This window comes from Herbiconiux solani NBRC 106740, from assembly GCF_001571005.1.
In the GTDB taxonomy this organism is placed as follows: Bacteria; Actinomycetota; Actinomycetes; order Actinomycetales; family Microbacteriaceae; genus Herbiconiux; species Herbiconiux solani.
The window spans coordinates 1-25,947 of sequence record NZ_BCST01000010.1 but is presented as its reverse complement, the minus strand read 5'-3'; the positions used below and the strand labels follow the sequence as shown (position 1 = coordinate 25,947).

Annotated in this window: 22 protein-coding genes; 10 read left to right on the top strand and 12 right to left on the bottom strand. The window is 71.2% G+C overall.

Annotated elements, in window-relative coordinates:
- Positions 1-4 precede the first annotated feature (4 nt).
- The gene (locus HSO01S_RS16440; protein WP_066043407.1) at positions 5-889 is read right to left on the bottom strand and encodes a carbohydrate ABC transporter permease; all 885 of its coding nucleotides are present in this window, start codon (positions 887-889) and stop codon (positions 5-7) included.
- A gap of 94 nt (positions 890-983) precedes the next feature.
- Entirely contained in the window at positions 984-2,273 is a 1,290-nt protein-coding gene (locus tag HSO01S_RS16435; protein ID WP_169799999.1) for an ABC transporter substrate-binding protein, read from the bottom strand.
- Between the two features lie 146 nt (positions 2,274-2,419).
- On the opposite strand from HSO01S_RS16435, the gene HSO01S_RS16430 reads away from it, so the two are divergent.
- From HSO01S_RS16430 to HSO01S_RS16410, 5 genes are read left to right on the top strand one after another with little or no spacing between them, the layout of a single operon-like run.
- Positions 2,420-3,454, top strand: coding sequence for a Gfo/Idh/MocA family protein (locus HSO01S_RS16430; RefSeq protein ID WP_066043405.1), 1,035 nt, complete (start codon positions 2,420-2,422; stop codon positions 3,452-3,454).
- Positions 3,455-3,510: 56 nt separating this feature from the next.
- Positions 3,511-5,502: a primary-amine oxidase gene (locus tag HSO01S_RS16425; RefSeq protein ID WP_245636040.1), complete on the top strand. Its 1,992-nt coding sequence runs from the start codon at positions 3,511-3,513 to the stop codon at positions 5,500-5,502.
- A complete protein-coding gene (locus HSO01S_RS16420; RefSeq protein ID WP_066043404.1) occupies positions 5,499-6,524 on the top strand; it encodes an SIS domain-containing protein in 1,026 nt (341 codons plus the stop codon). The genes HSO01S_RS16425 and HSO01S_RS16420 overlap by 4 nt, the downstream gene beginning before the upstream one ends.
- Positions 6,521-7,522, top strand: coding sequence for an N-acetylglucosamine kinase (locus HSO01S_RS16415; RefSeq protein ID WP_066043403.1), 1,002 nt, complete (start codon positions 6,521-6,523; stop codon positions 7,520-7,522). The genes HSO01S_RS16420 and HSO01S_RS16415 overlap by 4 nt, the downstream gene beginning before the upstream one ends.
- Positions 7,519-8,034, top strand: a complete 516-nt coding sequence (locus tag HSO01S_RS16410; protein WP_066043402.1) for a hypothetical protein — start codon at positions 7,519-7,521, stop codon at positions 8,032-8,034. The genes HSO01S_RS16415 and HSO01S_RS16410 overlap by 4 nt, the downstream gene beginning before the upstream one ends.
- 68 nt (positions 8,035-8,102) lie before the next feature.
- Here the strand turns inward: HSO01S_RS16410 and aldh are convergent, their stop codons facing one another.
- The 7 genes from aldh to HSO01S_RS16375 are packed head-to-tail and all read right to left on the bottom strand — an operon-like array spanning position 8,103 to position 16,676.
- Positions 8,103-9,479 (bottom strand): aldehyde dehydrogenase AldH, encoded by a 1,377-nt coding sequence (gene aldh / locus HSO01S_RS16405; protein ID WP_066043401.1) that lies wholly within the window; start codon positions 9,477-9,479, stop codon positions 8,103-8,105.
- A complete protein-coding gene (locus HSO01S_RS16400) occupies positions 9,476-11,071 on the bottom strand; it encodes a GMC family oxidoreductase (protein ID WP_066043400.1) in 1,596 nt (531 codons plus the stop codon). Before HSO01S_RS16400 ends, aldh begins: the two co-directional genes overlap by 4 nt.
- Positions 11,068-11,541 (bottom strand): hypothetical protein, encoded by a 474-nt coding sequence (locus HSO01S_RS16395; protein ID WP_066043399.1) that lies wholly within the window; start codon positions 11,539-11,541, stop codon positions 11,068-11,070. Before HSO01S_RS16395 ends, HSO01S_RS16400 begins: the two co-directional genes overlap by 4 nt.
- Positions 11,538-12,770 (bottom strand): substrate-binding domain-containing protein, encoded by a 1,233-nt coding sequence (locus HSO01S_RS16390; protein WP_245636039.1) that lies wholly within the window; start codon positions 12,768-12,770, stop codon positions 11,538-11,540. The genes HSO01S_RS16395 and HSO01S_RS16390 overlap by 4 nt, the downstream gene beginning before the upstream one ends.
- 2 nt (positions 12,771-12,772) lie before the next feature.
- Entirely contained in the window at positions 12,773-13,939 is a 1,167-nt protein-coding gene (locus tag HSO01S_RS16385; RefSeq protein ID WP_084361770.1) for an ABC transporter permease, read from the bottom strand.
- Positions 13,936-15,135: an ABC transporter permease gene (locus tag HSO01S_RS16380; protein WP_084361769.1), complete on the bottom strand. Its 1,200-nt coding sequence runs from the start codon at positions 15,133-15,135 to the stop codon at positions 13,936-13,938. Before HSO01S_RS16380 ends, HSO01S_RS16385 begins: the two co-directional genes overlap by 4 nt.
- Positions 15,132-16,676, bottom strand: a complete 1,545-nt coding sequence (locus HSO01S_RS16375; protein ID WP_066043397.1) for a sugar ABC transporter ATP-binding protein — start codon at positions 16,674-16,676, stop codon at positions 15,132-15,134. The genes HSO01S_RS16380 and HSO01S_RS16375 overlap by 4 nt, the downstream gene beginning before the upstream one ends.
- Before the next feature lie 151 nt (positions 16,677-16,827).
- On the opposite strand from HSO01S_RS16375, the gene HSO01S_RS16370 reads away from it, so the two are divergent.
- On the top strand, positions 16,828-17,496 hold the full coding sequence (locus HSO01S_RS16370) for a GntR family transcriptional regulator (protein WP_169799998.1): 669 nt from the start codon (positions 16,828-16,830) through the stop codon (positions 17,494-17,496).
- Positions 17,497-17,709: 213 nt separating this feature from the next.
- On the opposite strand, the gene HSO01S_RS16365 is transcribed toward HSO01S_RS16370, so the two are convergent.
- Both HSO01S_RS16365 and HSO01S_RS16360 read right to left on the bottom strand, forming a co-directional pair.
- Entirely contained in the window at positions 17,710-18,975 is a 1,266-nt protein-coding gene (locus HSO01S_RS16365) for an LPXTG cell wall anchor domain-containing protein (RefSeq protein ID WP_157079125.1), read from the bottom strand.
- 141 nt (positions 18,976-19,116) lie between these two features.
- Positions 19,117-21,426, bottom strand: coding sequence for a S8 family serine peptidase (locus HSO01S_RS16360; protein WP_157079124.1), 2,310 nt, complete (start codon positions 21,424-21,426; stop codon positions 19,117-19,119).
- A 278-nt stretch (positions 21,427-21,704) separates the two neighbouring features.
- Here HSO01S_RS16360 and HSO01S_RS16355 point away from each other — a divergent pair, with 278 nt between their 5' ends.
- Together HSO01S_RS16355 and HSO01S_RS16350 are read left to right on the top strand one after the other, a co-directional pair.
- Positions 21,705-22,349 (top strand): hypothetical protein, encoded by a 645-nt coding sequence (locus HSO01S_RS16355; protein WP_066043394.1) that lies wholly within the window; start codon positions 21,705-21,707, stop codon positions 22,347-22,349.
- A gap of 144 nt (positions 22,350-22,493) precedes the next feature.
- The gene (locus HSO01S_RS16350) at positions 22,494-23,324 is read left to right on the top strand and encodes an SseB family protein (RefSeq protein ID WP_066043393.1); all 831 of its coding nucleotides are present in this window, start codon (positions 22,494-22,496) and stop codon (positions 23,322-23,324) included.
- Here the strand turns inward: HSO01S_RS16350 and HSO01S_RS18445 are convergent.
- The gene (locus tag HSO01S_RS18445) at positions 23,321-24,514 is read right to left on the bottom strand and encodes a GrpB family protein (protein WP_218003828.1); all 1,194 of its coding nucleotides are present in this window, start codon (positions 24,512-24,514) and stop codon (positions 23,321-23,323) included. The two genes, HSO01S_RS16350 and HSO01S_RS18445, sit on opposite strands and share 4 nt — an antisense overlap.
- A 54-nt stretch (positions 24,515-24,568) precedes the next feature.
- Between HSO01S_RS18445 and HSO01S_RS16335 the strand changes: the two genes are divergently transcribed.
- Both HSO01S_RS16335 and HSO01S_RS16330 read left to right on the top strand, forming a co-directional pair.
- A complete protein-coding gene (locus HSO01S_RS16335) occupies positions 24,569-25,573 on the top strand; it encodes an aldo/keto reductase family protein (RefSeq protein WP_066043392.1) in 1,005 nt (334 codons plus the stop codon).
- A 142-nt stretch (positions 25,574-25,715) separates the two neighbouring features.
- Positions 25,716-25,947: winged helix DNA-binding protein (locus HSO01S_RS16330; protein WP_505689153.1), on the top strand; the 232-nt coding region annotated here is incomplete at its 3' end.

Genomic DNA, 25,947 nt, shown 5'->3' with positions numbered 1-25,947 from the left:
GGTCCTAGAGTTCGTAGTTCTTCAGCCGGCGCTGCACGACGAAGAAGTAGAGGGCCGTGATGATCAGGATGAGGAAGAACACGACCGAGGCCACCGTGGCGCCGAGGTCGGGGTCGGCCACCTGGCCGCTGGAGCCGAAGAAGGTGCGGTAGAACAGCGTGCCGAGGATGTCGGTGCTGTAGTCCGGGCCGGGCGCCGAGCCGTTCAGGGCGTAGATGATGTCGAAGCCGTTGAAGGTCCAGATGTAGGTGAGGATCGCGATCAGCCCGAACTGCGGAGCGATCAGCGGGAACTTCACCCGCCAGAAGGTCGACCAGGCGTTCGAGCCGTCGAGCTTCGCCGCCTCGAGGATGTCGTCCGGGATGGCGATCAGGGCGGTGTAGAGGAAGATCATCGGGATGCCGACGTACTCCCAGACCGACATCAGGGCGATCGTCGGGAGAGCCGTGTTCTCGTCGCCGAGCAGCGGGAAGTCGACGATGCCCCAGAGCGGGTTGATGATGAGCCGCCAGACGAAGCCGACGATCACCACCGACAGCGTCGCCGGGATGAACAGCAGCGTGCGGTAGACGCCGCGCGACCGGCGGAGCGTCGAGGAGGTCAGGAGCGCCGCCATCAGGAGGCCGATCGGCAGTTCGACCAGGAGGTGCACGCCGAAGAACTCGAAGTTGTTGACCAGCGCGTTCCAGAAGCGCTCGCTGGTCGAGCCATTCGTGAACAGGTAGACATAGTTGCCGAAGCCGACGAAGGTCGACGTGCCCTTGCCGGACTGGAAGAAGCTGAGGACCACCGAGGCGATCAGGGGGATGACCAGGAAGCCGGCGTACACCACGAGGGCGGGGCCGCTGAACAGGATCAGATTGCGGTAGGAGCGGGCGGTGCGCTTCATCTGACTCTCTTGGTTCGGGCCGGTGCGGGTGAGCGCACCGAGGGCGGGAGGGGCCGTGCCGGGCGACCTCGGCCGCCCGGCACGGTGGTGGGTTCTACTGACCCGGCTTGTACCAGGTGTCCAGACCCGCCTGGAGCTCGGCGGTCGCATCCTTCGCGCTCAGGTCGGAGTTGTACATGTTCTGCAGGGCGACCCAGATCTCGTCGTCGAGCGGGGGCGTCCCGGCACTGAGGCGATCCAGGGCCAGGCGGGGCGTGAGCTCCGCGTCGGTCTTCAGATCGGCGAACTTCTGGGCCAGCGGGTCGTCGTAGGTTACCGGCTCGTCGCCCATGGCGAAGAATCCCGGCAGCTTGTTGACGTACAGGCTCTGGAACTCCGGCGTCGCGAGCCAGTCGAGGAACTGCTGCGCCGCCTCCTGGTGCTCCGTCTTGGCGTTCATGCCGATGCCCTGGTCGGGCATCTCCTGCTGGTACCGCTGGTCGCCGGCCTTGGCGACGGGAGCGCCGAAGACGCCGACATCCAGCCCCGTGGCGGTCGCGGCACTGATGTCCCACGAGCCGTCGGGGATGATCGCGGCCTTGCCCAGCGTGAACAGCTGCATCATGTCCTCATAGGTGAGGGACTCGTAGCCGGCCGGGAGGTACGGCTTCAGCGAGTCGAAGGCGTCGAAGGCGGCGACGAAGTCGGGATCGGTGAGCTTCTGGCTGCCGTCGATCAGCCCGAGCCGGCCCTCTTCGCCGTTCCAGTAGTTCGGCCCCATGCTGTAGAGCACGTTGTAGGCGAGCTGCCAACCGTCGGCCGAGCCGAGGGCGAGGGGCTCGTACTTGCCACTCTGCTTGATCGTGTCGAGCACGTCGAGCAGCTCGGCCTGGGTGGTCGGTACCTTGAGGCCCAGCTCGTCGAAGATCGCGGTGTTGTAGTAGAAGCCGGCGAGCACGGATGCGGTCGGCACGCAGAACGGGTTGCCGTCGGTGTCGGTCCAGGCCGCGAGGGCGGTCTCGTCGAAGTGCGAGACGGCGTCGGTGCCCTTGAGCGGGGCGAAGTAGCCGTCATCGATCCAGGCGCGGTTGACGTCGAACGGGCGGCACATGATCAGGTCGGCGCCGGTGCCACCCTCGATCTGCGACTGGATGGCCGCGTTGTAGTCGTCGGTGCCGACGGGGGCGTAGTCGACGGTGATCCCGGGGTGGGACGATTCGAACGCGGGGAGGATCTCGTCCTCCCACATCGCCGTGTCCTCGGTACGCCAGGTGGCGAGCGTGAGGGTCACGTCGCCGCCGGCGGCGTCGGTGGACGACGAGGATCCGCCCGTGGAGCATCCGGCCAGACCGAGCATGACAAGGCTTGCTGTGGTGATCGCTATGGGCACGAGTTTGGATCGCACGGCGCCTCCTTCTTCTTCTAGTGGTTTGTGATTGCGGGATTTCGACAGCATATACATCGAGTACATGAGGTTACAAGAGGTCTTAATGTAACGAACATGTTTCGCCTGATTGTCTCGTTCTTGTTTCTAGAGGTATTGTTTCGCTCATGACAGGAATCGGAATCCTCGGCTCGGGCTTCATCGCCGAGTGCTACGCCGACGCGCTGCAGGACGTGCGCTCGGCCGACCTGGTGGCGAACTACTCGCGCACCCCGGAATCCGCCGCACGGTTCGCCGAGCGGTGGCGCATCCCGAACAGCCACGAGACGCTGGAGGGGCTCGCCGCCGATCCGGCCGTCGACGTGGTGGTCGTCGCACTGCCGAACGAGGTGCACGTCGAGGCGGTGCGCGCCGCCGCCCGCTTCGGCAAGGCCGTCATCTGCACCAAGCCCCTCGCCCGCACCGCTGCGGAGGCGGCCGAGATCGTCGCCGTCGTCCAGGAGTCCGGCATCTGGCACGGCTACGCCGAGAGCTCGGTGTTCTCGCCGAACATCGTGAAGGCCCACGAGATGGTGGCCGCCGGTGGGATCGGCGAGGTGCTGACCATGCGCGCCCGCGAGGGTCATTCCGGCCCGCATGCCGCGCACTTCTGGGATGCGGAGACCGCGGGCGGCGGCGCCCTGCTCGACATGGGCTGCCACACCGTGGAATCCGCCCGCCACTTCTTCGGCAAGGACAACCGGGTGGTCGACGTCATGGCCTGGGGCGCCACCCTCGTCCACGGCGACAAGACCACCGGAGAGGACACGGCGACCGCCTGGCTCCGCTTCGCGGGAGGCCAGCTGGCCACGATCGAGTCGTCGTGGATCGAGAAGGGCGGCATGGCGCTCCGCCACGAGTTCGTCGGCAGCGGCGGCCGCATCATCACCGACACCTCCCAGACCCCCGTCTGGGGCTTCATCGAGAAGCCGATCGGCTACCTGGTCGAGAAGGCGGATGCCGACACCGGCTGGGTCTACCCGGTTCCGGAGGAGACGCGGGCCTACGGCTTCTCGCAGCAGTTCCGGCACTTCATCACGCACTTCGAGGCCGGCACCGCCCCCTCCGAGACCTTTTACGACGGATTGATCGTCAACACGATCATCGACGCCTGCTACCGGTCCATGCGCACCGGGCAGTGGGAGCCGGTCGTGTACCCGTGACGACCCCCGCATCCGCTCGTCCCCCCATCCTTCCCCTGCCCCGAGAGGACTCCGCCGTGAGCACACCCGTCCCCGACCTGACCGAGCGTCTGGCCCCCGCCCTGCGCACGATCACCGCCGACGAGATCGAGCGGGTGCGCACCGCCCTCGACGAGGCGGGGCTGCTCGGCGCCGACACGCACGTGGCCTACCTCGGCCTGGCCGAGCCGGACAAGCGGCCGCTGATCGCGGGCGGGCCGGTGGATGCGGCGACCCGGCGCATCCGGGTGATGCTGGTCGACATGGGCACCGCGGTCTCGCAGGACGTGATCGTGGTCCCGGCCACCGGCACGGTCGTCTCGGTGCATGACCTCGACCCCGTCACGGACGGGCAGGCGCCGGTGGTGCTGCTGGAGTTCTCGCTGGTCGAAGAGCTCGTCCATCAGGATGCGCGGTGGCTGGCCGCGATGGCCAAGCGGGGCCTGACCGATGTCAGCACGCTGCGGGTGAACCCCCTCTCGGCCGGCGTGCTCAGCACGGATGAAGCCGGTCGCCGGTTGCAGCGCTGCTTCACCTTCCTGCAGAAGACCCCCGACGACCTCGGCTGGGCCCACCCCGTGGACGGGGTCACCGTGATCGTGGACGTCGCGAACCGGGAAGTGCTCGAAGTCCACGACTACGTCGAGTTCCCCGTCCCGGAGGAGGACGGGAACTTCCACCTTCCCTCCTGGGTGAACGAGACCCCACGGGCGGGGATGAAGCCGATCCAGATCACCCAGCCCGAAGGACCCAGTTTCACCATCGACGAGGACGGGGTCCTGGACTGGTTGGGGTGGCGGGTGCAGGTCGGGTTCGACCAGCGCGAGGGCCTCGTGCTGCACAACATCGGCATCCGCGACCCTGCCACCGGCGCCCAGCGGCCCGTGCTCTACCGGGCGTCGATCGCGGAGATGATGGTCCCCTACGGCGACCCCGCACCCCAGCGCTGGTTCCAGAACTTCTTCGACTGCGGCGAGTACCTCCTCGGCGGGTTCGCGAACTCCCTCGAACTCGGCTGCGACTGCGTCGGCGACATCACCTACCTCGACGCGGTCATGGCCGGCAACGACGGCCACGCCCGGATCGTGCCGCAGGCGATCTGCATCCACGAGGAGGACGCCGGGATCCTCTGGAAGCACTCGGACAACTGGAACGGATCCAGCGATTCCCGCCGCAACCGCCGCCTGGTGATCTCGTTCTTCGTGACCGTCGGCAACTACGACTACGGGTTCTACTGGTACTTCTCCCTCGACGGCAGCATCCGCCTCGAGGTCAAGGCCACCGGCGTCGTCTTCACCTCCGCCTACCCCGCACCGGGCTACCCGTTCGCCTCCGAACTCGCGCCCGGGCTCGGTGCCCCGTACCACCAGCACCTGTTCAGCGCCCGCCTCGACACCATGATCGACGGCCCGGACAACGCCGTCGATGAACTCGAAGCCGCCCTCGTGCCCCGCGGCCCCGGCAACCCCACCGGCACCGGCTTCACCCAGACCGTCACCCGCCTGGCCACCGAGAAAGACGCCCGACGCATGGCCGACAACGCCCGCGGCCGCGTCTGGCACATCGTCAACCCCACCGTCGACAACCGGCTCGGGAACCCCGTGGGCTGGGTGCTCGCCCCCGAAGGCCAACCCGCGCTCCTCGCCGACACCGACTCCGACATCAACAAGCGCGCCACCTACGCCACGAAACACCTCTGGGTCACCGCCTACGACCCCGACGAGAACTATCCCGCCGGCGACTTCGTCAACATGCACCCCGGCGGCTCCGGCCTCCCCGAATGGGTCGAGCAGGACCGCCCCATCGACGGCGCCGACATCGTGCTCTGGCACACCTTCGGCCTCACCCACTTCCCCCGCCTCGAGGACTGGCCCATCATGCCCGTCGACACCGCCGGGTTCACCCTGAAGCCCCACAACTTCTTCGGGCGCAACCCCACCCTCGACATCCCCGAGACCACCAGCGACCACTGCGCCCCGGGACACGACCACCACCAGGAACACCCGCACCAGAACGGAGGCCACGCGTGAAGGGCTACATCCCCCTCGTCGAGGCGCGTCGGAAGCAAGCCGAACAGCTCGACGACGCGATCGCACGGATCGCCGAGAACGCACTCGCCCTCCAGGCCGCCGGAGCGCTGAGCGGCCCCGGGCCGATCTTCGTGGGCATCGGCGCGAGTCTCGCCGCGGCCGCCGCCCCGGTCTGGGCGCTGCGGAAGCGCGGCATCCACTCGTGGCGGCTCGGCGCGGGCGACCACCCGCTGCCGTTCCCGGAGAGCGTGCATCCCATCATCGGGATCTCGCAGAGCGGGAAGAGCTCGGAGACCCTCGCGGTGCTCAAATCCGTCGAGCCGGCGCTGCGCTTCGCGGTCGTCAACAACGACCCCTCCCCCATCTCGTCGGTCGTCGACCGGGCGCTCGTGCTCGGCAACATCCCCGACAGCTACGCCTCGACGATCGGCTACACGGCGACCATCGTCGCCCTCGGCATGATCGCCGATCTCTGGGACGGCGGTGAGCTCGACCCGCAGTGGGCCCTGCTGCCCGGTGACGTGCGGGCCGTGGAGGCCCAGCTCGCCCAGCGCTCGATCTCGATCGCCTCGCGCTTCGCCGCCGCGCCCACCGCCGACTTCGTCGGGGCCGGTCCCGCCGTGGGCTCGGCCGAGGCCGGGGCCCTGCTGTTCCGCGAGGTCGCGCGGGTACACTCCACAGCGATGAGCACCCGCCAGTACCTGCACGGATCGATGGAGTCGGCCGGCGACGGGATGCACATCGTGCTCGGCGACGAACGGGAGATCGACCTGGCCCAGACACTGAGCGCCGCCGGCCACCGCGTGGTGCTGATCACCTCGCAGGACGTGCCGGAGACCGAGTCGCTCACCGTCATCCCGCTGCCGCGGCGGCACGCGGCCCAGCGGGCCATCCTCGAGGCGCTCGTCATGCAGGCCTTCGCCAACGACATGGCCTTCGTGCGCGGCATCGACGTGGAGGAATTCGTCTTCCACAACGCCGACACCAAGGTCGAGACCTCCTCGTCGGGCACCGTCGCATGACGTTGTTCATCGGACTCGACATCGGCGGCACCAAGGCCGCCGTGCGGGCGGAGGACGGCGCCCGCCGGCTCGTGACCGAGACGACGCTGCCCTCCCACGACTGGGACGCCGAGCCGGTCGAGCACGGGGTCGCCTGGATCGCGGCGGCGCTCGAGACGCTCGCGCCCGCGCTGCCCGGCCCGGTCTCGGCGCTCGGCATCGGCGCGCAGGGCCTGGACAACACGGCACTGATGCTCGAGTTCGGCACAGCGCTGACGAACCGGTTGCGCGTCCCCACGGTCGCCGTCAACGACGCGGCGCTGATCGCGCCGGCCGCGGGGCTCGAGCACGTGATCGGCCTGATCGCCGGGACCGGAGCCATCGGGGTCGGCTGGGACGAGGACGGCTCCTTCCTCACCGCCGGAGGCTGGGGCTCGGTGATCGGCGACGACGCCGGGGCCGCCGGCATCGTGCGCGAGGCCGTGAAGCGCGCGCTCGCGCGACACGACGACGGGATCGACGCGGGCATCGATGCCGGGATCGGGGCAGCGGCCGCGGCAGCGGCCGCGGACTCGGGCGGGGTCGCTCGCCCGGACGGCACCGGCACCGCCGACCCGCTCCTCAGCATCCTGCTCGAGAGCTTCGGGGTGGCCGACGCCGAACGCCTCGCCCGCGCCGTCAACGACGACCCGACGACCGAGAACTGGGGCCCGCACGCGCCCGCGGTCTTCCGGGCCGCCGAGAACGGCTCGGTCGAGGCCGCCCTGGTCATCGACGGCGCCGCCAGCCACCTGGCCCGGCTCGTCGACCAGCTGCTCGCCCACGGGGCGATCGGCTCGGACGTGATCGCGGCCGGCTCGGTCGTGACGGCGCAGCCCGTGCTCTTCGACCGGATGTCGGCGCTCGTCACCGCGCGCCACCCCGGCCTCGCTGTCGCCCTGCTCGACCGCGCACCCGTCACGGGTGCCGTCGAGCTCGCGGCGCGCCTGGTCGGCGCCGGAGCCCTCCCGGCTCGATGACCGGGTTCGTCGCCTCCGGCGGCGTCCGCGCGCGCCCTGTGGGGCGGGCGCCGCATCTGATGGTGTGGCCGCACGCCGTGATGGCGGGCGGGATGCTCGTGCTCCTGCTCGCGGCCGCCGGGTCGCGCTCCGGTGTGTCGCTCGCGGTCGCGGCCGCGTGCATCCTGACCTCGCTGCTGATCGCCCCGAGGGCGCGCACCGCCGCTTGGGCCCGGGAGGCGATCCTCGACCTGTGGGCCATGGCGCTGCTGACGCTGCCGATGGCCGGGGCGACAGCCGCCGCCGAGCCGGCCGCCGGCGGGGCGGGTGCGATGTGGGGGCATCATGCCACCGGCTCCGCCCTGACCCCGTGGGGGCTCGCGACCGACCCCGCGGTGGTGCTCGTGGTCTGGTTCGTGGTGCGCGCCGCGGTGATCGCCCTCCGCCGAGCCCGCGGCGGATCGCTGGTGCCGGGGACCCTGGTGTTCGGGCTGACCGCCGTGCAGCTGGGGCTCATGCTCCTGCTGCACTGACCCGCCCCGGGCATGCCGGCGCCCGGCACCGGCGACCGCCCTGGCCGCCGGTACCGGGCGCTGCGGGATCAGGCCTGCCAGACCGTCTTCGCGTTGACGAACTCCTTGATGCCGAGATCCGAGAGCTCGCGGCCGTAGCCCGAGTCCTTCACCCCGCCGAAGGGCACGGCCGGGAACGAGGCCGTGAGCCCGTTGACGAACACACCGCCGGCGTCGATCTCGCGACCCAACCGCTCGATCTCGGCGGCGTCGTTCGTCCACACGCTCGAGCTGAGCCCGAAGTCCGAGTCGTTCGCCCGCTCGATGGCCTCGTCGATGCCGTCGACCCGGTAGAGGCAGGCCACCGGTCCGAAGCACTCCTCACGGAAGATCCGCATCTCGGGGGTGACATCCGTCAGCACCGTCGCCGGGTAGTACCAGCCCGGCCCCTCGGGCAGCGTGCCGCCGGTGAGCACGGTCGCTCCCTTGGCCACCGCGTCCTCGACCAGCTCGTGCACGTCGCTCCGCCCGCGCTCGGTGGCGAGCGGCCCGAAGGTCGTCGACTCCGCGCGCGGGTCTCCGGTCGTCGTCGCGGCCATGCCCTCGACGAAGCGGCCGGCGAAGTCGTCGTAGACGTCGGAGTGCACGTAGTAGCGCTTCGAGGCGATGCACGACTGGCCCGAGTTCTGCACCCGCGCGGTCACGCCGAGCTCCGCGGCGCGCTGCACGTCGGCCGAGGGCAGCACGATGAACACGTCCGTGCCCCCGAGCTCGAGCACCGTCTTCTTGACGTTGCGGCCCGCCGCCGCAGCCACCGAGGCGCCGGCCGCGACCGATCCGGTGAGCGTGGCCGCACGGATGCGCCGGTCGTCCAGCAGCGGCGCCACCTGCGCGCCCTCGATCAGCAGCGTCTGGAATGCCCCGTGCGGGAACCCGCCGCGCTCGAACAGCTCGCCCAGGTAGAGCGCGCTCTGCGGCACGTTCGAGGCGTGCTTGAGCAACCCCGTGTTGCCCGCCATCAGCGCGGGGGCGGCGAACCGCATGGCCTGCCAGAGCGGATAGTTCCACGGCATCACCGCGAGCACCACGCCGATCGGATCGAAGCGCACGCTGAGCCCGGAGGCCCCGGCCTTCGCCGGGTCGACGGGCTGCTCCGGCGCGAGGTAGCGCTCGGCGTTGTCGGCGTAGTGCCGCATGCCGGTGGCCGACTTGAGCGCCTCGTAGCGGGCCGTCGCCAGCGTCTTGCCCATCTCGGTGGTGATCAGCGAGGCGACCGTGTCGACCTCGGACTCGAGGATGTCGGCGGCGGCGCGCATCCACCCGGCCCGCTGCTCGAAGGTCGTGCCGGCGAGCTCGAGGTAGGCCGCGTGCGCCGCCGCGATCCTCTCCTCGATCTCGGCCGGCGTGTGCGGGGTGAACTCCTTCAGGGTCTCCCCGGTCGTGGGGTCGATCGTCGCGATGGTCATCGGTGTGCTCCTTCTCGGGTCGCCGCCGGAACGCGGTCGGCGACCCCGGTGGTGAGGATGTGGTCGGCCTGGCGAAGCACCAGGGCCATGATCGTGAGGGTCGGGTTCGCCGCCGCACTCGTGGTGAACAGCGAGCCGTCGGAGACGAACAGGTTCGGGATGTCGTGGCTGCGGCCGTAGCCGTCGACGACGCCCGCGGCGGGGTCGTCGCTCATCCGTGCCGTGCCCATGTTGTGCCCCGAGGGCATCGCCGGGGCGCGCGTGGTGCGCACGGCGCCCACGGCCCGGAAGAGCTTCTCGGCCTGCTCGTAGCCGTGCCGCCGCATCGCCAGGTCGTTCGGATGGTCGTCGTAGTGCACCTCGGGGACGGGCAGCCCGAGGTCGTCGAGCACGGCGCCGCTCAGCGTGACCCGGTTGGACTCCTGTGGCATGTCCTCGCCGCAGATCCAGATGGCCGCGGTGCGGGTGTAGGCCTCGATCTTCGAGGTGAACTCCGGCCCCCAGCCGCCCGGCTCCATGAAGGTGCTGAACGAGGGCAGGCCCTGCGCGATCATCTCGAGGTAGTACCCGCCCGCGAAGCCGCGCGAGGGGTCGTGGCGCGACTCGTCGTTGACGATGCCCGCCATGGGCTCGCCGCGGTACATGTGCACCTCGTCCGGGAACTCGGCGTAGACCACACCCGTGGTGTGCCGCATGTAGTTGCGGCCGACCAGCCCCGACGAGTTCGCCAGGCCGTCGGGATGCCCGGTCGTCGCCGAGAGCAGCAGCAGGCGCGGGGTCTCGATCGCGTTCCCGGCCACCGAGACCAGGGCGGCGCGCTGCCGGTGCAGCCCGGTGCGGTCGGCGTAGACGACCCCGTCGGCCCGGCCGTCGCGGCCGATCGTGATCTGCACGGCCCGCGCCTCGGTGCGGAGGTCGAGGAGGCCGGTCGCGAGCGCCTTGGGGATCTCGCTGACCGACGGGTTCCACTTCGCCCTGCTCTTGTCGCCCTGCTGGCAGAAGCCGTCCTGAAGGGTGCCGGGCCGGCCGTCGTAGGGCTCGACGTTCGTGGCGTAGGGGCCGGTGGCGTAGTGCTCGTAGCCGATCGCCTTCGCCCCGTTCGCCAGCACCTTGTAGTTGTTGTTCGCGGGCATCGGCGGGCGGCCCTGGCGATGGGAGGTGCCCATCGCCCGCTCGGCCTCTTCGTATCGCTCGTCGAGGTCGTCGAGGTCGACCGGCCAGTCGCGGAGGCTCGTGCCGGGCACCCGGCCGTACGTGCTCGCCGCGCGGACCTCGTGCCGCTTGAACCGCGGTGTGAGCCCGGTCCAGAACAGCGACGTGCCGCCGACGCCCTTGCCCATCCAGGCCGGGCTCGCCGGGAAGTCCCGGGCCAGCGACCAGTCGCCGGTGGCCAGCCGCGGGTCGGTCCAGGTCAGCTGCTGGTAGGCGATCCGCTCGTCGTTGACGAAGTCGTCGGGGTCGATCCACGGTCCCGCCTCCAGCAGCACGACCTTACGGCCGGCGCGCACCAGGGCGAGGGCGAGCGTCGCCCCACCGGGTCCCGAGCCGATGATGACCGCGACGTCGTCGTCGTCGTGTGAATAGCCGGTCATGCGACCTCCTCCTGTCTCCGGGCCGCGAGCGGCCCCACCTCGGTCATCGGCAGCGGGCTCTCCTCGATCCGCGGCTCGGGCAGCCAGGCGAGGTCGTCGAAACCGCGCGAGAGGTAGCCGCCCTTCTCGAACGAGGCGCCCGGGAAGCCGATGTACTCCCAGGTCTCCTCGTCGTCGTACAGCTCCCAGGCGATCACCGCCCGGGTGGTGCGGAAGAACGGGGTCTGCTCGCGCTCGGCGAGCAGTGCCTGCAGCGTGCCCTCGTCCGCATCGGGGATGCTCGTGGCCTCGCGCACCCCGGCCAGCCCGTCGGTCAGGGCGTGCAGCACGGCGGGCTGCCGGGCGGCCTGGGCGATCAGCGCGTCGACCGCCCGTTCGTAGGGGCCGTCGCCGAGGCCGGCGTGCGGATAGAGGGCGCGGGCGATGGCGACGAGGTCGCGCCGGTCGTCGGCGGTCAGCAGGTCGCTCACGGCATCACCCGGTCCTGCCAGACCTGCGGGAAGCCGGGGAGGTCTTCGCCGCCGAAGGAGGCGTACTGCCCGTCGGGCATTCCGTCGTTGGTCTTCAGCACCGCGTCGAGCTCGTCGCCGGTCACCGGGATCTGCGGGAGCACCCAGTCCTTCGGGATGTCGGTGCCCTGGAACAGGTCGCCCATCGCGATCAGGGCCGTGCGCCACTGGTAGGCCGAGTAGACCGAGGCGAAGCCGTCGATCCCGGTGTCCTTCCAGGCCCGCAGGTAGGCCAGGTTGTCCTCGCCGGTGACGATCGGGATGTCGACCCCGGCATCCTCGAAGGCCTCGATCGCGGGGACCGCCTGGTCGCCCAGGTCGACCCAGACCGCGTCGACCTTGCCCTTGGCGATCTCGTCGGTGATCGTGCTCTTGATCTTCGAGGGGTCGGCACCGGTGATGTAGTCGGTCACCTGGATGCCGGCGTCGTCGAACACGTGCTGCGCCGCGGCCCAGCGCTGCTCGAAGACGTCGACGCCGGGGGCGGTCCGGAGAGCCACCACGTGCGCCCCGTCGCCGACCTTGCCCGCGATGAAGCCGGCGGAGTCCATACCCCAGGCCATGCCGCCGACCGAGTGCACGAAGGAGGTCTCGCAGTCGGTGCCGGCGCCGCGGTCGAAGATCACCACGGGCTTGCCGGTGTCGCAGGCGCGCTGCACGGCGGAGGCGGTCGCCTGCGGCGAGTTCGGCGCGATGATGTAGCCGTCGCAGTCGCCCTCGCTGATGAAGTAGTCGATGTCGGCGACCTGGGTGTCGTCGCTGTCCTGCGCGTTGCGGGTCTCGAGCTGCGAGATCACGCCCTGGTCCTTCAGCACCTGCAACTGCTGGTTCATCGTGATCCAGCCGGTCTGGCGCCAGGTGTTGCTGAGGGCGGCGTTCGAGAAGCAGACCTTGCCGGCGCGGTCGAGTTTGTAGGCGGAGGCGTCGACCATGTCGCCCTTCAGATACTGCAGGTAGGGCTGGCTCGGGTCGCCCTCGAAGCTCGCCGTGCGCTGGGTGTCCTCGGTGTCGAACTGGGCCTGGTCGAACCACGGGTTCGCCGCGGCGGCGGTTGAGCTGCTGTCACCCGCGCCGGCGCCCGCGCCGCCGGCCGCGCCCGTGTTGCCACCCGGCGCGCATCCGGCCAGCGACACCGCGAGAGCTGCTCCGGTGGCCAGCACCACGGTTCTGGTGAGGATTCGTTTCTGCACTGTCATCCCTTTCGTCGGCCGGCAACGCTGCCGGTCCCGGTGTGGTGCGCCGCGCCGCCCTGGGGGGCGCGCCGCGGCACGATGGTTCGGAGGCGTGCCCAGCGGATGAGGGGCACACCGAGCGCGACCAGGATGATCGCGCCCTGCACCGCGGGCCGCCACGTGGAGGCGACCCCGGCGAAGTCGAGCAGGCTGAAGAGCACCTCGAGCACGAATGCTCCGGCGACCGCCGACAGCACCCAGCCGCGGCCGCCGCTCAGGGCCACGCCCCCGAGCACGACCGCGGTGATCGCGGTGAACTCGTAGCCCTGACCGACCACCGGGCTGACCCCGGCGTAGCCGATCAGCAGCACGGCGGCCACCGTCGAGGCGATCGCGGAGATCGCGAAGGCCCGGATGCGGAGGAAGGCGACCGAGGCGCCGGTGAGCGCGGTCGCGCGGGAGTTGTCGCCGGCGGCGGCGAGCATCCGGCCGAACGGGCTGCGCACGAGGAGCACGGCCAGCACGATCAGCACGGCAAGCACGATCACCGAGAACGGGAGGAAGCCGAGCACCGGGATGCCGTCGATGCCGCTGCGGCCGATGGCCCGGAAGGCGTCGGTCGGATTGCCGCTCGGGGCGCCGCCGGTCGAGTAGAAGGTCAGGCCTGAGATCACCAAGGCGGTGCCGAGGGTGGCGATGAAGCTGGGCACCCGCAGGAAGGTGACGATCAGGCCGTTGACGAGGCCGACGACGAGGGCGACCAGGATCATCAGGGCGAGCACGGGGAGGATCATCCCGGCGTCCTGGCCGATCAGGTTGCCGGCCAGCACGACCTGGGCCGAGATCACGGCTCCCATCGAGAGGTCGAGCTCACCCGAGAGGATCACGAAGTACTGGCCCAGGGCGACGATCGCGATCGGGGCCGTGCGGCCGATGAACCGGGTGAACTGGCCCTCGCCCGCGAGCTGCGGGTTGAGGGCGAAGAGCGCGGCGAGGAGGAGGGCGAGCAGCACGAACACCGCTCCGCCGGGGGTGACGATGCCGCGGCGGAAACGCTGGGCCAGGGGCGAGCGCCTGCCGGTGTAGCGCGGGACGGCGTCGCCGCGGGTGGGGGTGGCGTTGGTGCCGTTGCCGTTGCCGTTGTTGCCGTTGTTGTTGCCGGGGCCGGTGGTGATCGTGGCGGTCATCGTCCGCTCCTTCCGGTGGTCTCGGGGTGGGCGGCGATCGGGCCGACTTCGACGTCGCTCCGGTTCACAGGGCCGGGGTCGGCGGTCTCGGCCCCTCCGCGATCGATCGCCGCCCGGGTCGGGCCGCCCGGGAAGCGCACGATGCTCGACAGGCCCTTGCGGCGGGCGTAGACGGCGACTGCCGCGACGATCACGACGCCGCGCACGACATCCTTCAGATAGGGGTTCACCTCGAGGATGCCGAGCAGCGAGTCGATGCTGGCGAAGATGAGGATGCCGCCGAGCGTGCCCCAGAGCGAGCCCCGGCCGCCGGCGAGGGCGGCGCCGCCGAGCACGACGGCCGCGATCGAGAGCAGGTCGTAGCCGCCCTGGCCGCCGACTCCGGGGCTGCCGACGCCGAGCCGGGCGACGATCACGAGCCCGGCGATGCCCGAGAAGAGCCCGGAAAGTGCGTGCGCCAGGAGCACCGGCGCGGCCGTGCGCACGCCGGAGAGCCGCGCCGCGTGCGGGTCGCCGCCCACCGCGTAGAGGTGCATCCCGGTGCGGGTGCGCGTGAGCAGCACGGCGGTGCCGAGGAAGAACGCGAGCAGCACGATGGAGAGCACGGGCACGAAGCCGATCGAGGCGGAGCCCAGCGACACCAGCTGCGGGGAGGCCTGGCCCGTGCTGCCCTGGTAGTTCGTGAAGAGGTAGCCCGAGATGATCAGCCCGACGCCGAGCGTCGCCATGAAGCCGTTGATGCCGACCAGCCCGACGAGCACGCCGTTGACCAGGCCGAGGACGGTCGTGGCCACGAGGGCGACGAGCACCCCGGTCGCGAAGGCGTCGGGGCTGCCCTGCATCGTGCCGGCGGCGAGCACGCTGGACAGGCTGACCAGGAACGGCACCGAGAGGTCGAGACTGCCGACCAGGATGACGAGGGTCTGCCCGATCGCGACGAAGCCGAGCACGGTCGTCGCGGTGAGCAGGGCCGAGAGGTTGCCGGGCGAGAAGAAGGAGCGGCCGGCGAGCGCCGACAGCACGGCGCAGGCGATGAGCACGACGACGAGCACGAGGTAGACGGTCGCGGTGGTCGAGCCGCGGAGGCGGCGGACGGTGGTGGCGGCGCGGCGCGGGCTGGTGGCGGCAGCGGCAGCCAGGTTGCCGGAGCGGTTGCCGGAGGGGGTGCCGGACTGGTTCGTGGTAGGGGCGCTCATGCGACGGCCTCCCCGATCGGCAGGCCGCTGGCGGCTCGGGCGATCGACTCCTCGTCGGATCCCCCGGGCAGCTCGGCGGCGATGCGGCCCTCGTGCAGCACCAGGATGCGGTCGGCCATGCCGATCAGCTCGGGCAGCTCGCTCGAGACGAGCACGATCGCGAGCCCCGCGGCGGCGAGACGCCGGATGACCGTGTAGACCGCGAGCTTGGCGCCCACGTCGATTCCCCGGGTGGGCTCGTCGAGCAGGATCACCCGCGGTTCGGTGAGCAACCATTTCGCCAGCACGACCTTCTGCTGGTTGCCGCCGGAGAGGTAGCGCACCTCTTGATCGGGGCCGCGGGCGGCGAGCTCGAGATCGTCGAGGAGGGCGGTGAGCCGAGCGACCCGGCCCGAACCGCCGGAGGCCAGTGCTGCACCGCCGGAGGCCTGTGCGGCACCGCCGCCGGCCCGCGGCGTGCGCCGCACCGCGCGCGTCACCGAGAGCGCGTTGTCGAGGATGGTCTGGCCGAGGGCCAGCCCGGTGCCCTTCCTGTCCTCGGTGAGGTGGGCGACGCCGGCGCGGATGGCGCGGGCCGGCGTGCCCGAGGTGAGCTCGGCGCCGTCCAGCCGCATCCGGCCCCGGGAGAAGGGCACCGCACCCGAGATGCCCTCGAGCACCTCGGTGCGCCCGGCCCCCTGGAGGCCGGCGAGGCCGACGATCTCGCCGGCGCGCACGGTGAGGTCGATCGCGTCGACGGAGCCGTTGCCGCATCCGTCGAGCTGGAGCACGACCTCGCCCGGCGCGTCGCCGTCGCCGCGGGCGGGGAAGACGGTGGAGAGGGAGCGGCCGACCATCAGGCGCACCAGCTCGTCCTCGGTGATGGCCGAGGAGTCGGTGGTGGCGACCAGCGCGCCGTCCTTCAGCACCGTGATCCGGTCGCAGAGGTCGAAGATCTCGCGCAGGCGGTGCGAGACGTAGAGCACGGCCACGCCGCGATCGGCGAGGCGGCGGATGATGCCGTAGAGCAGGTCGACCTCGTGCTCGGCCAGGGCCGCGGTCGGCTCGTCCATCGAGATCACGCGCGGCTCGTAGCTCAGGGCCTTCGCGATCTCGACGATCTGCTGCTGGGCCACCGAGAGCGCACCGACCCGGTCGGCCGGGTGGATGCCGTGCACCCCCATCGACTCGAGCAGCTCGGCGGCCCGCCGGTTCATCAGCGACGCGGAGACGACCCCGCGGCGGCGGGGTTCGCGGCCGAGGTAGATGTTCTGGGCGACGGTGCGCTCGGGCAGCAGCGTGAACTCCTGGAAGACGGTCGAGATTCCCGCGGCGTAGGCGGCGGCCGGATGTGCGAACGAGACCGGGCGCCCCTCGAGCTCGATCGTGCCCTCGTCGGCCTGGTCGACGCCGGCGAGGATCTTCATCAGGGTCGACTTGCCGGCGCCGTTCTCGCCGACGAGCGCGTGCACCTCGCCGGCCTCGACGGTCAGGTCGACCCCGGAGAGGGCGCTGAAGCCGAAGAATCTCTTCGAGACGCCGGCGATCTGCAGGACTGGCATGGGTTTCCTCACATCATCGTGATTGCGCGGAATGCGCTTTCCACCTCGGTTTCGTCGAGAGTAGAACGTGGCTCGTTCGGCTGTCAAGGATTATCGATAATGTGTGAGGATGTCCAGGGGGACTACCATCGGAGACGAGAAGGGGGCACGCGTGAGCAATCAAGCCCGACCGGCGAGCGGCTCGACCCGTCTCGCCCGGCTGACCGTCGCCGACCAGGTGCGCGACTACCTCGTCGTCGAGATCTCCGAGGGGCGACTCGCTCCCGGCAGCCCCATCCGCGAGCTCGAGATCGCCGAGCTGCTCGGCACCAGCCAGACCCCCGTCCGCGAGGCGCTCCGCGAGCTCGCGGCCCTCGGCTTGATCGACGTGCGCCGGCACGTCGGGGCGCGGGTGCGGGACATGGCCGAGCAGGATCTGGTCGACAGCGTGCCCGTGCGGGCGGCCCTCGAATCCCTCGCCGGGCGGATCGCGGTGTCGGTGCCGCAGCCGGCGCGCGACGCCATCCAGCTCGCGTACGACGATCTGCTCGAGGCGGCCGAGGGCGGGGATCCGCTCGTCTACGCCAAGGCCAGCACCGAGTTCCACCGCTCGGTGGTGCGCGCGGCCGGAAACGATGCGCTCGAGCGCGCCTGGAACTCGCTCGGCATCGAGGTCATGACGATCATGGCGACGGCGAACCACGACGGCCCGCTGGTCGAGGCGGCGCGGGCGCACGCCGAGATCGTCGAGGCCATCGGCTCAGGCGATGCCGATCGCGCCGAGCGCGTGCTCCACGACCACCAGGACCACTACCTCCCCACGACCCGCCGCCCGGCCTGAGCTGGGGGCGTGCTGAGCGCGCCCGGCCCGTGAGTCGCACGCGCCGCGCCTAACCACCCGCGACGTTCTCGCCCGGCCGCCGACCGTCGGCCGCTCGAACCGAGAGTCGGGGAACGGCCGCGCCGAAACGACGATGAGGCCGCCCGGGTGGGCGGCCTCATCGAAGGGTGCGGCGCGCGACGGTCAGCCGGCGCGCGCCGCGAGGTGGTCGGATCAGACCGTGGCGCGACGGCGGAGGAGGGCCAGGGCGAGACCGCCGAGGACCAGGCCACCGGCGAGAGCGCCGAGGGGTGCCGCGTCGGAGCCCGTGGCCGCCAGACGTGCGCCGCCGGCGCCCGTGGTCGTCGTGCCGGTGCCGGTACCCGGGTTGGCCGGGGTGGTCGGCGTGACCGGGGTGGCGGGGTCGGCGACGACCGTGAAGGCGGCGGTCACGGAACGGCCGCTGCGGTCGCCCGAGATGCTGAGCGAGTAGTTGCCGACGAGGATGTCGCCCGAGAGGGTCAGAGGTCCGGCGAAGCTGCCGTCCTCGTCATCGGCGAACAGGCCGTTCGCGTCGAGGTCGACGGGCTGGCCGTCGGGGCCGGTGAGCGCGAAGGTCAGGCCCTCGTTGGGGCTGAAGCCGGTCGCCGAGACGGTGACGCCCTTGTCGGGGTTCGTGACATCCGACAGCGTCAGCGAGGCGGGATCGATCGTGAGCGTGACCGGGATGAGCGCCACGGGAGCCTCGGCGAAGTAGAACAGCACCGAGAGGGGTCCGAAGCCGGGAACGGGCTGACCGTTCAGCGTCTGGGTGAAGGTGGCTCCGACTCCGCCGGTCGCCTCCGTGCCCGCACCGGGCTCGAGGCGGCTGAAGTCGGTCTCGATCGAGAACGTTCCGTCGGCGCCGACGAAGCCGCGGCCCGCCACAGCGGTGGTGAGGCTGCGGGCGCCGTAGGTGATCACGATCTCGGCGCCGGGCTCACCGGTTCCGGTGAAGGTCGGGGTGGTGGAGTCGACGGTCTGGGTGACTCCGGGGTAGGTGACCTCGAACGGGTTCGCCGGGTTCGGGGCGACCTGGAGCGAGAAGGTCAGCGGACGCGCCTGCAGCACCGTGCCGTCGGCAGCGACCTCCTGCACGACGCTCACGACCTGCGTCTGGCCGACGCCGAGGAGGTCGAAGTTCGCGATCGCGGTCCAGGTGCCGTCGGCGTTCCGCTGGTTGCCGCCGTAGATGGCAGTGTGCTGGGTGCCGTCGCCGGTCACGTACTGCACGTCGACGTGGTTGCCGTCGGAGAGCCCGACGCCCGCGAACTGCGCGGTGTTCGGCAGGTACTCGGGGACGTTGAGCTGCCCCTGCGACGGCGTGGTCACATCGAACCCCGCGTCGGCGCTGGCGGCGGTGGTCGTGATCAGGACGGGGGCGACCACGATGACGGCAGCGGCGCCGATCATCGCGAGGCGGGACGCGACGGAGCGTCTCGCAGAAGGCAGGATTTTCACAGAGATTCCTTAACCGGAGTAGGGATGGGCATGCGTACGCGAACGCGCCCTCTCACGCTATGCGGAGGATCCTCCCACCCCAAGGGGGTTCCACGGGGGCCGCATCGTGGTAACTTGCGGCCCCCGCATCCAGAACTCCGCTCAGGCGCGCGCCGCCAGGGCTCGGCGGCGGCGCAGGAGGAGGCCGCCGAGGAGTGCGGACGGGGCCAGCGCCCCGAGCACCAGCTCGCCCGTGACGGGCGCCCCGGTGTCGGCCAGGCGCGTCGAGTTGCCGGCCGGGACCACGGGTGTGGGTGCGGCGGGCAAGGCCGCGAGCACGGCGTAGGCGTTGATCATGCCGGCGCCCTGCCAGTTCTCGGTGCTGCGCCCGTAGTCCCAGGCCTGCGCCGGGACCGGCGTGGCCGTGCGCTCGAACGCCGAGCGGACCGCGTCGCCCGAGCTCTGCGGCGAATGCTGCAGGGCGAGCGCCGCGACGCCGGCGGCGTTGGGTGCCGCCGCCGAGGTTCCGCCGAAGTAATAGGCGCCGGTCTCGGTGAGCTGATTGAAGAACGTCGTCTGCGGGTTGTCGACCGAGGTGATGTCGGGCTTCGAGTGCGGCCGGGAGTCGGCGAGCGGCTCGGCGGGGACGGCGTCGGCGCGTACCGGGCCGAAGTAGTACTGCACCGGTCCGATGCCCGAGTACGGCTCCATCACGGTGGGTTCGAGGGCGGAGGTCGCCCCGACCGTGAACACGGACGGGTCGGTCGGGTGGCCGAAGATCGTCGATCCGATCGTGACGCCCTCGGGCGCGGCCCGGTCGATCGCCAGGACCCCCGCACTGTCGAGCTGGAAGATCATCTTGAACCGGGGAGTCGGCGCGGGCTCCGTTCCCTTCATGAGCCGCACGACCACCACCCGCAGATCCAGCTGTCCGGTGCGCAGAGCATCGATGGAGAGGAGTGTTCCGGGCTTCGTCGCATCCGGCAGAACCGGCTCCCCGACGGTCTCCCAGACGAGGGCTCCCGGGGTGCCGTCGGCCGCGGGCGGCCCCGGGACCTGCTGCAGCAGCAGCGGGACGAGGAGGGTCGATACGCGGTCAGCGGGCTCTGCCCATTGCAGGGCAACGGTGGCCGGATTCTTCGCGTAGACCATGAAGTCGACACCGAGTTCGGCGGGTCCGGCGCCCACGACGCTGCCGTCGCCGAAGTCGTTGCAGTCGAGTGCCGCGCTCACCCCCGCCTCGGCGGCCCAGGTCAGAACGGCCGCGGGACAGTCCGTCGGCCGATATGCATCCGCCTCCCAGGAACCGGTGGGGCGGTTCTCCTCCTCGCCGACGTAGCCGATGCTCGACTCGTTCTGGGCCGCCGAGAAGTACAGGATGCCTTGCGCGCGGAGCGCCTCGATCTTCTGCGCCACCGCGCCCTGCTGGAACCACGGCTCGGTGGGGAGCACGTCGTCGTCGACGATCACCCGCGCGCCGTTGTCGGCGAGCTTCTGGATGCGGTCGGCGTACTCCGCCTCGGTGTAACCGGCCGCCGCGAACAGCAGGGTGGCACCCGGGGCGATTCCGTGCACGGTCTGGGCCATTGCACGGCCCTCGTCGTCGGCGGGGGTGTCGTCGATCAACACGTTCACGGGCGTGGTGTAACCGCAGGGGTTGCCGGGGCCGGGGAGGGAGCCGGCGGCGATGTCCTGCGCCTCGTCGGAGACGGCGCTGTTGTCCGGGCCGAGCGCGTTGAACGAGTTCGAGAGGATGCCGACGGTCACGCCGGTGCCGTCGACTCCGAAGGCGGCGCGCGCGATGTCGGCGCGGAGCGGGGCATCCGAGTTGACCGGGATGCTGCGGCAGCTCGCTGGTGCGGTCGGGGTGGCGGCGGCCGCAGGTGCGGCGGACGCTTCGAGGGCGGCGCTCGCACCGGCGTGACGGGGCCGGACGACCGCGGCGACCGAGACGACTCCGGCGAGCGCCGCGGCGTCGTCGAAGGATGCGGTCGGCAGGTACACGACCACGGTCGGGATGCTGGTGGTCACCGAGCGGATGTTGCCGAGCGACTGCAGCGTGGGCACCGCGGCCTGCTGTGCGGCGGCCGACGAGAACCGCACCGACACGGCGACGCGGCCCTGCTCGTCGAGCGGGACCGAGCCCGGGCCCGACTGGGTGAACCCGGCTGCGAGTCCGGCGGCGGCGTTCGGGGCTTCGTCGGTCGGGGCTTCGTCGGTCGGGGCGGATTCCGCGGCCTCGGCGAGCGCCAGGAGCGAGGGCGCGATGACGCCGTCCCCGCCCAGGAGTCCTGCGACACCGGAGGGGTCCGAGGAGTCGGCCCGGACAGCGGCAGCGGCAGCGAGCGTGCCGGCATCGGGCGCCGGGGTGCCGACCGCGCCGGCCGGGGCCAGCGCTCCCAACGGAAGGGCGACCGCGCCCACGATCGCTCCGGCGACGAGGGCCAATCGGCCCAGGGTTGTTCTCGGCATCTGTGCGTTCCCCCGCATTCGGACGACCCCCGGCATGGAAGCGGCAGCAGGTCGTCGAGTCCTGATTTCCCCCAAGCGTATAGTCCTGGCGAACGCCCTGTCCGCCTCGCCTTACCCCCAGAACGTGTCACGTCGCTCGACCCGGACCCGTCGAACGCCAGCCCGCGTGGCGCTACCGGAGCGGGGGTGACAACTGTCGATGAGTCGCTGGACCCGCATCCATTCGCCGCGTAATCTCAGGGGGACGCCGTCGACGACGGCCAGGACGGGGGGCTCGGATGTCGACCGCGCGTGCACGCCGAAGCAAGAAGCGCCGGGCGCAGTCCGCGGCCCGCCGCACGCGCGAGCAGGCCGCCGCGAAAGCGGCCGCGACGCCGATCAGCCCCGGTCGCCGCAAGGCCGGCGAGCGCGTCTACCGTTTCAGCGACGACTTCATCAGGCGGGCGACGATCATCCTCCTGGTATCGATCCCGGTGCTCCTCGTGGTCGGCTTCCTCGTCTCGTTCATCTCCTGGACGATCGTGGACCAGGCCGGCGAGGATGCGGAGAACGCGATCGGCCCGGCGATCGGCGCGTGGATCATGGTCGCCTCGGTGCTCCTCCCCCTCGCGATCGCGGCGGCGCTCGGCGGCGAGGCGCTCGTGCGCGGCGGCTTCGCCGTGGGCCTCACACTCGTCACCGGCATCGGGATCTTCGCGATCTCGCCGGTCTTCGACCAGGCCTGGTTGCAGCCGTGGGGCATCGGCCTGACGGTGTTCGGCGCGCTGCTGTTCTTCATCATCGGCGCGATCCGCAAGGTACCGATGTGGCTCGGGTACGGGGTGCCCGCCTCGCCCAAACTGGTCGAGCTCTCGACCGGCACGCTCCCCGGCGAGTCCTCCCCCGGCGTGCTCGACGACGACCGCCCGGGCGGCCGCCGCTGAGCCCGACTCTTCCCCGGTGCTGCACGAACGGGCTGAAGATCGCAGTCATACGTGCACTATGCACGTAGAGGCACGATCTTCAGCCCGTTCGAACAAGGCACCCGCCCGCCTGGCACCGAAGGCCGCCCCGGATACGCTCGGAGGATGCCTGCCTCCCCGCTCCCGGAGTCCCTTCCCGCCCCGACCGAGGTCGAAGAGCTGCTCGCCGCCGCGGCGAACGACCCGGCTGCGGTGCCCGCGTTCCTCACGGCGCTGCTCGAGGCCACGGTCATCGTTCCCGGCACTGCGACCGACGACGGCCTCGCGACCCTCGCCGACCTGCGTGGGCCCGACGGCGCATCCGTTCAGCCGTTCTACACCTCGGTAGAACGGATGCGCGAGACACTCGCGGCGGTGCCCGGCTTCCAGACCGCGTACCTCGCACTCCCGTGCCGCACCTTCTGGGAGACGACCCGCGGCGCCACCCTCGTGCTCAACCCGCACTCCTCGCACGGAAAGCAGTTCCTGCCCGGCGAGATCGGTCAGCTGCTGGATGGCGCGGCGACCCTCACGCCCCGGGTCGTGCCGGTCGCGACCCGCGTGCTCGTGGGGCAGCCGGCGCACGTGCCGCCGGGGATGACGGAGGCGCTCTCGGCGCTGTTCGCGCGGCATTCCGAGGTCGACGAGGCCGTGCTCGGGTGGAAGGTGACGCCGGAGGGCGAGGCGCCGGGCGAGTCGTCCGGCAGCGCCACTCCTGACGCCGCCGGCGGCGGGTACCGGTCACCCGAGCGCCGACTGGACGAGAGCTACCTGGTTGTCGTCGTCGGCTCGCCCGATGCCCGTGACGCACTGAACCCCGAGCTCGGTCAGGCCCTCGTGACCTACTCGCTCAGCGCCCCGGTCGACGTGCAGTTCGTCGCACCGCGGGAGGGGCACCTGCTCGACGGCATCCCGCCGTTCTACCGGCGCAAGCGCGGCTTCCTCCGCCGTCGCTAGCTGCCACCGCGCGCAGCGCGCGCCCGCGCGAGGATCGCCGTGACCACCGCCGTCTTCGCATCGGCGTACTCGTTCATGTCGGCCCAGTCGCGCGCGATGAGCGACCGCTTCGTCGATTCGTAGAGGGCGCGGTCCGCCGCATCCGACCGCAACCGGTCGCGGAACAGCAGATAGTTCTCGACCGCCGCATCTCCGTCGGGCCACACGTGCAGGTGCACGTCGCGAGCGGGGCTCCGCAGCATCCGATGGCCCGGCTCGCGCACGCGCAGCTCGTACCCGGCACCGATCAGCGCATCCAGGTACCGCCCCTCGTCGGAGACGTCGTCGACCGTCACGAGCAGGTCGATGATCGGCTTGGCGGCGAGCCCCGGCACCGAGGTCGAGCCGATGTGCTCGACCAGGCGGGCGGTGTCGCCGAGGGCGGTGCGGATGCGATGGCGGTGCTCGGCGGCGGACGTCGCCCAGGCCTCGTCGTAGTCCTCGAGCACGAGCTCGCGCTTCTCGCGGCCGCCGACGAGCTGCAGCTCGCCGAGCCGGGCGCTGATCGCGGCCTGCGAGCGCTCCCCCGCCGTTCGCCGCGCGTGCGTCTCGACGACCTCGAACCCGGCCGTCGTCAGCCGCTCGGCGAGCTCGTCGACGGGCCAGCGGTAGGCGGGGAGCACGGCGTGGGCGAACTCCTCGAGCACCGGGCCCTCGAAGAAGCCGACGAGCAGGGCGCCGCCGGGGCCGAGTGCCCGGCCGAACTCGCGCAGGGCGGCGTCGATCGTGTCGGGGCGGTGGTGGATGAGCGAGTACCAGGCGAGGACTCCCCCGAGCGTGCCCGCCGGAACCGGCAGCGACTCGAGGCGGCCCACGTCGAAGCGGAGGCCCGGGTACTCGGCTCGGGCGCGGTCGACGAACGACGGTACGAGGTCGATGCCGCGGGCGGACAGGCCCCTCGAGGCGAGGAACGCGGTCCATTGGCCCGGGCCGCTGCCGGCGTCGACCACGTCGCGCGACGCCGAGGCGACCCCTGCCGCTGGCCCTGCCGCCGCCCCGGCCGCCCGCGCGCCGGCATCCCGCGCTGCGATCGCGTCGGCCCACGTGCCGACGATCTCCCGGTCGGACGGGTGCACCGCATCCATCGACCCGAACCGCGCCGTGTACTCGGCCGCCCGATCGGAGTAGGCCCGGGACACGTCGTCGATCACGCAGTCGAGTCTAGGCACGGTGCGCTCCCACTCCCGGGGAGTACGTTTCGGAGCATGAAGTTTCGACACCTCGGCAACAGCGGACTCAAGATCTCCGAGATCATCTACGGCAACTGGCTCACCCACGGTTCTCAGGTCGAGAACGACATCGCGACGCAGTGCGTGCGCGCTGCACTCGACGCGGGCATCTCGACCTTCGACACGGCGGACGCGTACGCGAACACCGTCGCCGAGCAGGTCCTGGGCGACGCACTGAAGGGCGAGCGGCGCGAGTCGCTCGAGATCTTCACGAAGGTCTACTGGCCCACCGGCCCCAAGGGGCACAACGACACCGGACTCTCGCGCAAGCACATCCTCGAGTCGATCGACGGCTCGCTCACCCGCCTCGGCACCGACTACGTCGACCTCTACCAGGCGCACCGCTACGACTACGAGACCCCGCTGGAAGAGACGATGCAGGCCTTCGCCGACGTCGTGCGGCAGGGCAAGGCCCTCTACATCGGCGTGAGCGAGTGGAACGCCGACCAGCTGCGGGCCGGACACGACCTCGCGCGGTCGCTCGGCATCCAGCTGGTGTCGAACCAGCCGCAGTACTCGATGCTCTGGCGCGTGATCGAGGAGCAGGTCGTGCCCACCTCGAAGGAGCTCGGCATCTCGCAGATCGTCTGGTCGCCGGTGGCGCAGGGCGTGCTGACCGGCAAGTACAAGCCGGGTCAGCCGCTGCCCGAGGGCTCGCGGGCGACGGACGAGAAGGGCGGGGCCGACACGGTCAAGTCGTTCCTGACCGACGACATCCTGCAGCGCGTGCAGCAGCTCGAGCCGATCGCGTCGTCGCTCGACCTGACGCTCGCGCAGCTCGCGGTGGCCTGGGTGCTCTCGAACGAGAACGTGGCCGGTGCGATCATCGGCGCCTCGAGGCCCGAGCAGGTCGAGTCGAACGCGCAGGCCTCGGGCGTCGAGCTCGACGCCGACGTGCTCGCGCGGATCGACGAGGTCATCGGCTCGGTCGCCGAGCGCGACCCCGCGAAGACCGTCTCGCCGCCGCAGCGCGTGGTCTGAGCCTCGCCTCTCATTCGAATGGAATGAGATTCGGGGGGTACGAGTGCACTATGCACTCGTACCCCCCCGTTTTTCATTCCGTTCGGAACGCACCACCCGCGTGAGCGGGGTGCTTTGAGGTCGAAGCACGTACGCTGAGGGGATGGCAGACGAACCGGCAGCCCTCGACCCCGCCCAGCTGAGCGCGTACTTCTCGCTGATCGAGGTGAGCAGCCTGCTCCGGCACGCGGTCGAGGGGCAGCTGCGAGAGGCCGGCGGGCTGAGCTACGTGCAGTTCCAGCTGCTCGCGACCCTGGGCGATGCGCCCGCGGGCAGCCGGCGCATGACGGATCTGGCCGACGGCGTCGTCTACAGCCGCAGCGGCCTCACCCACC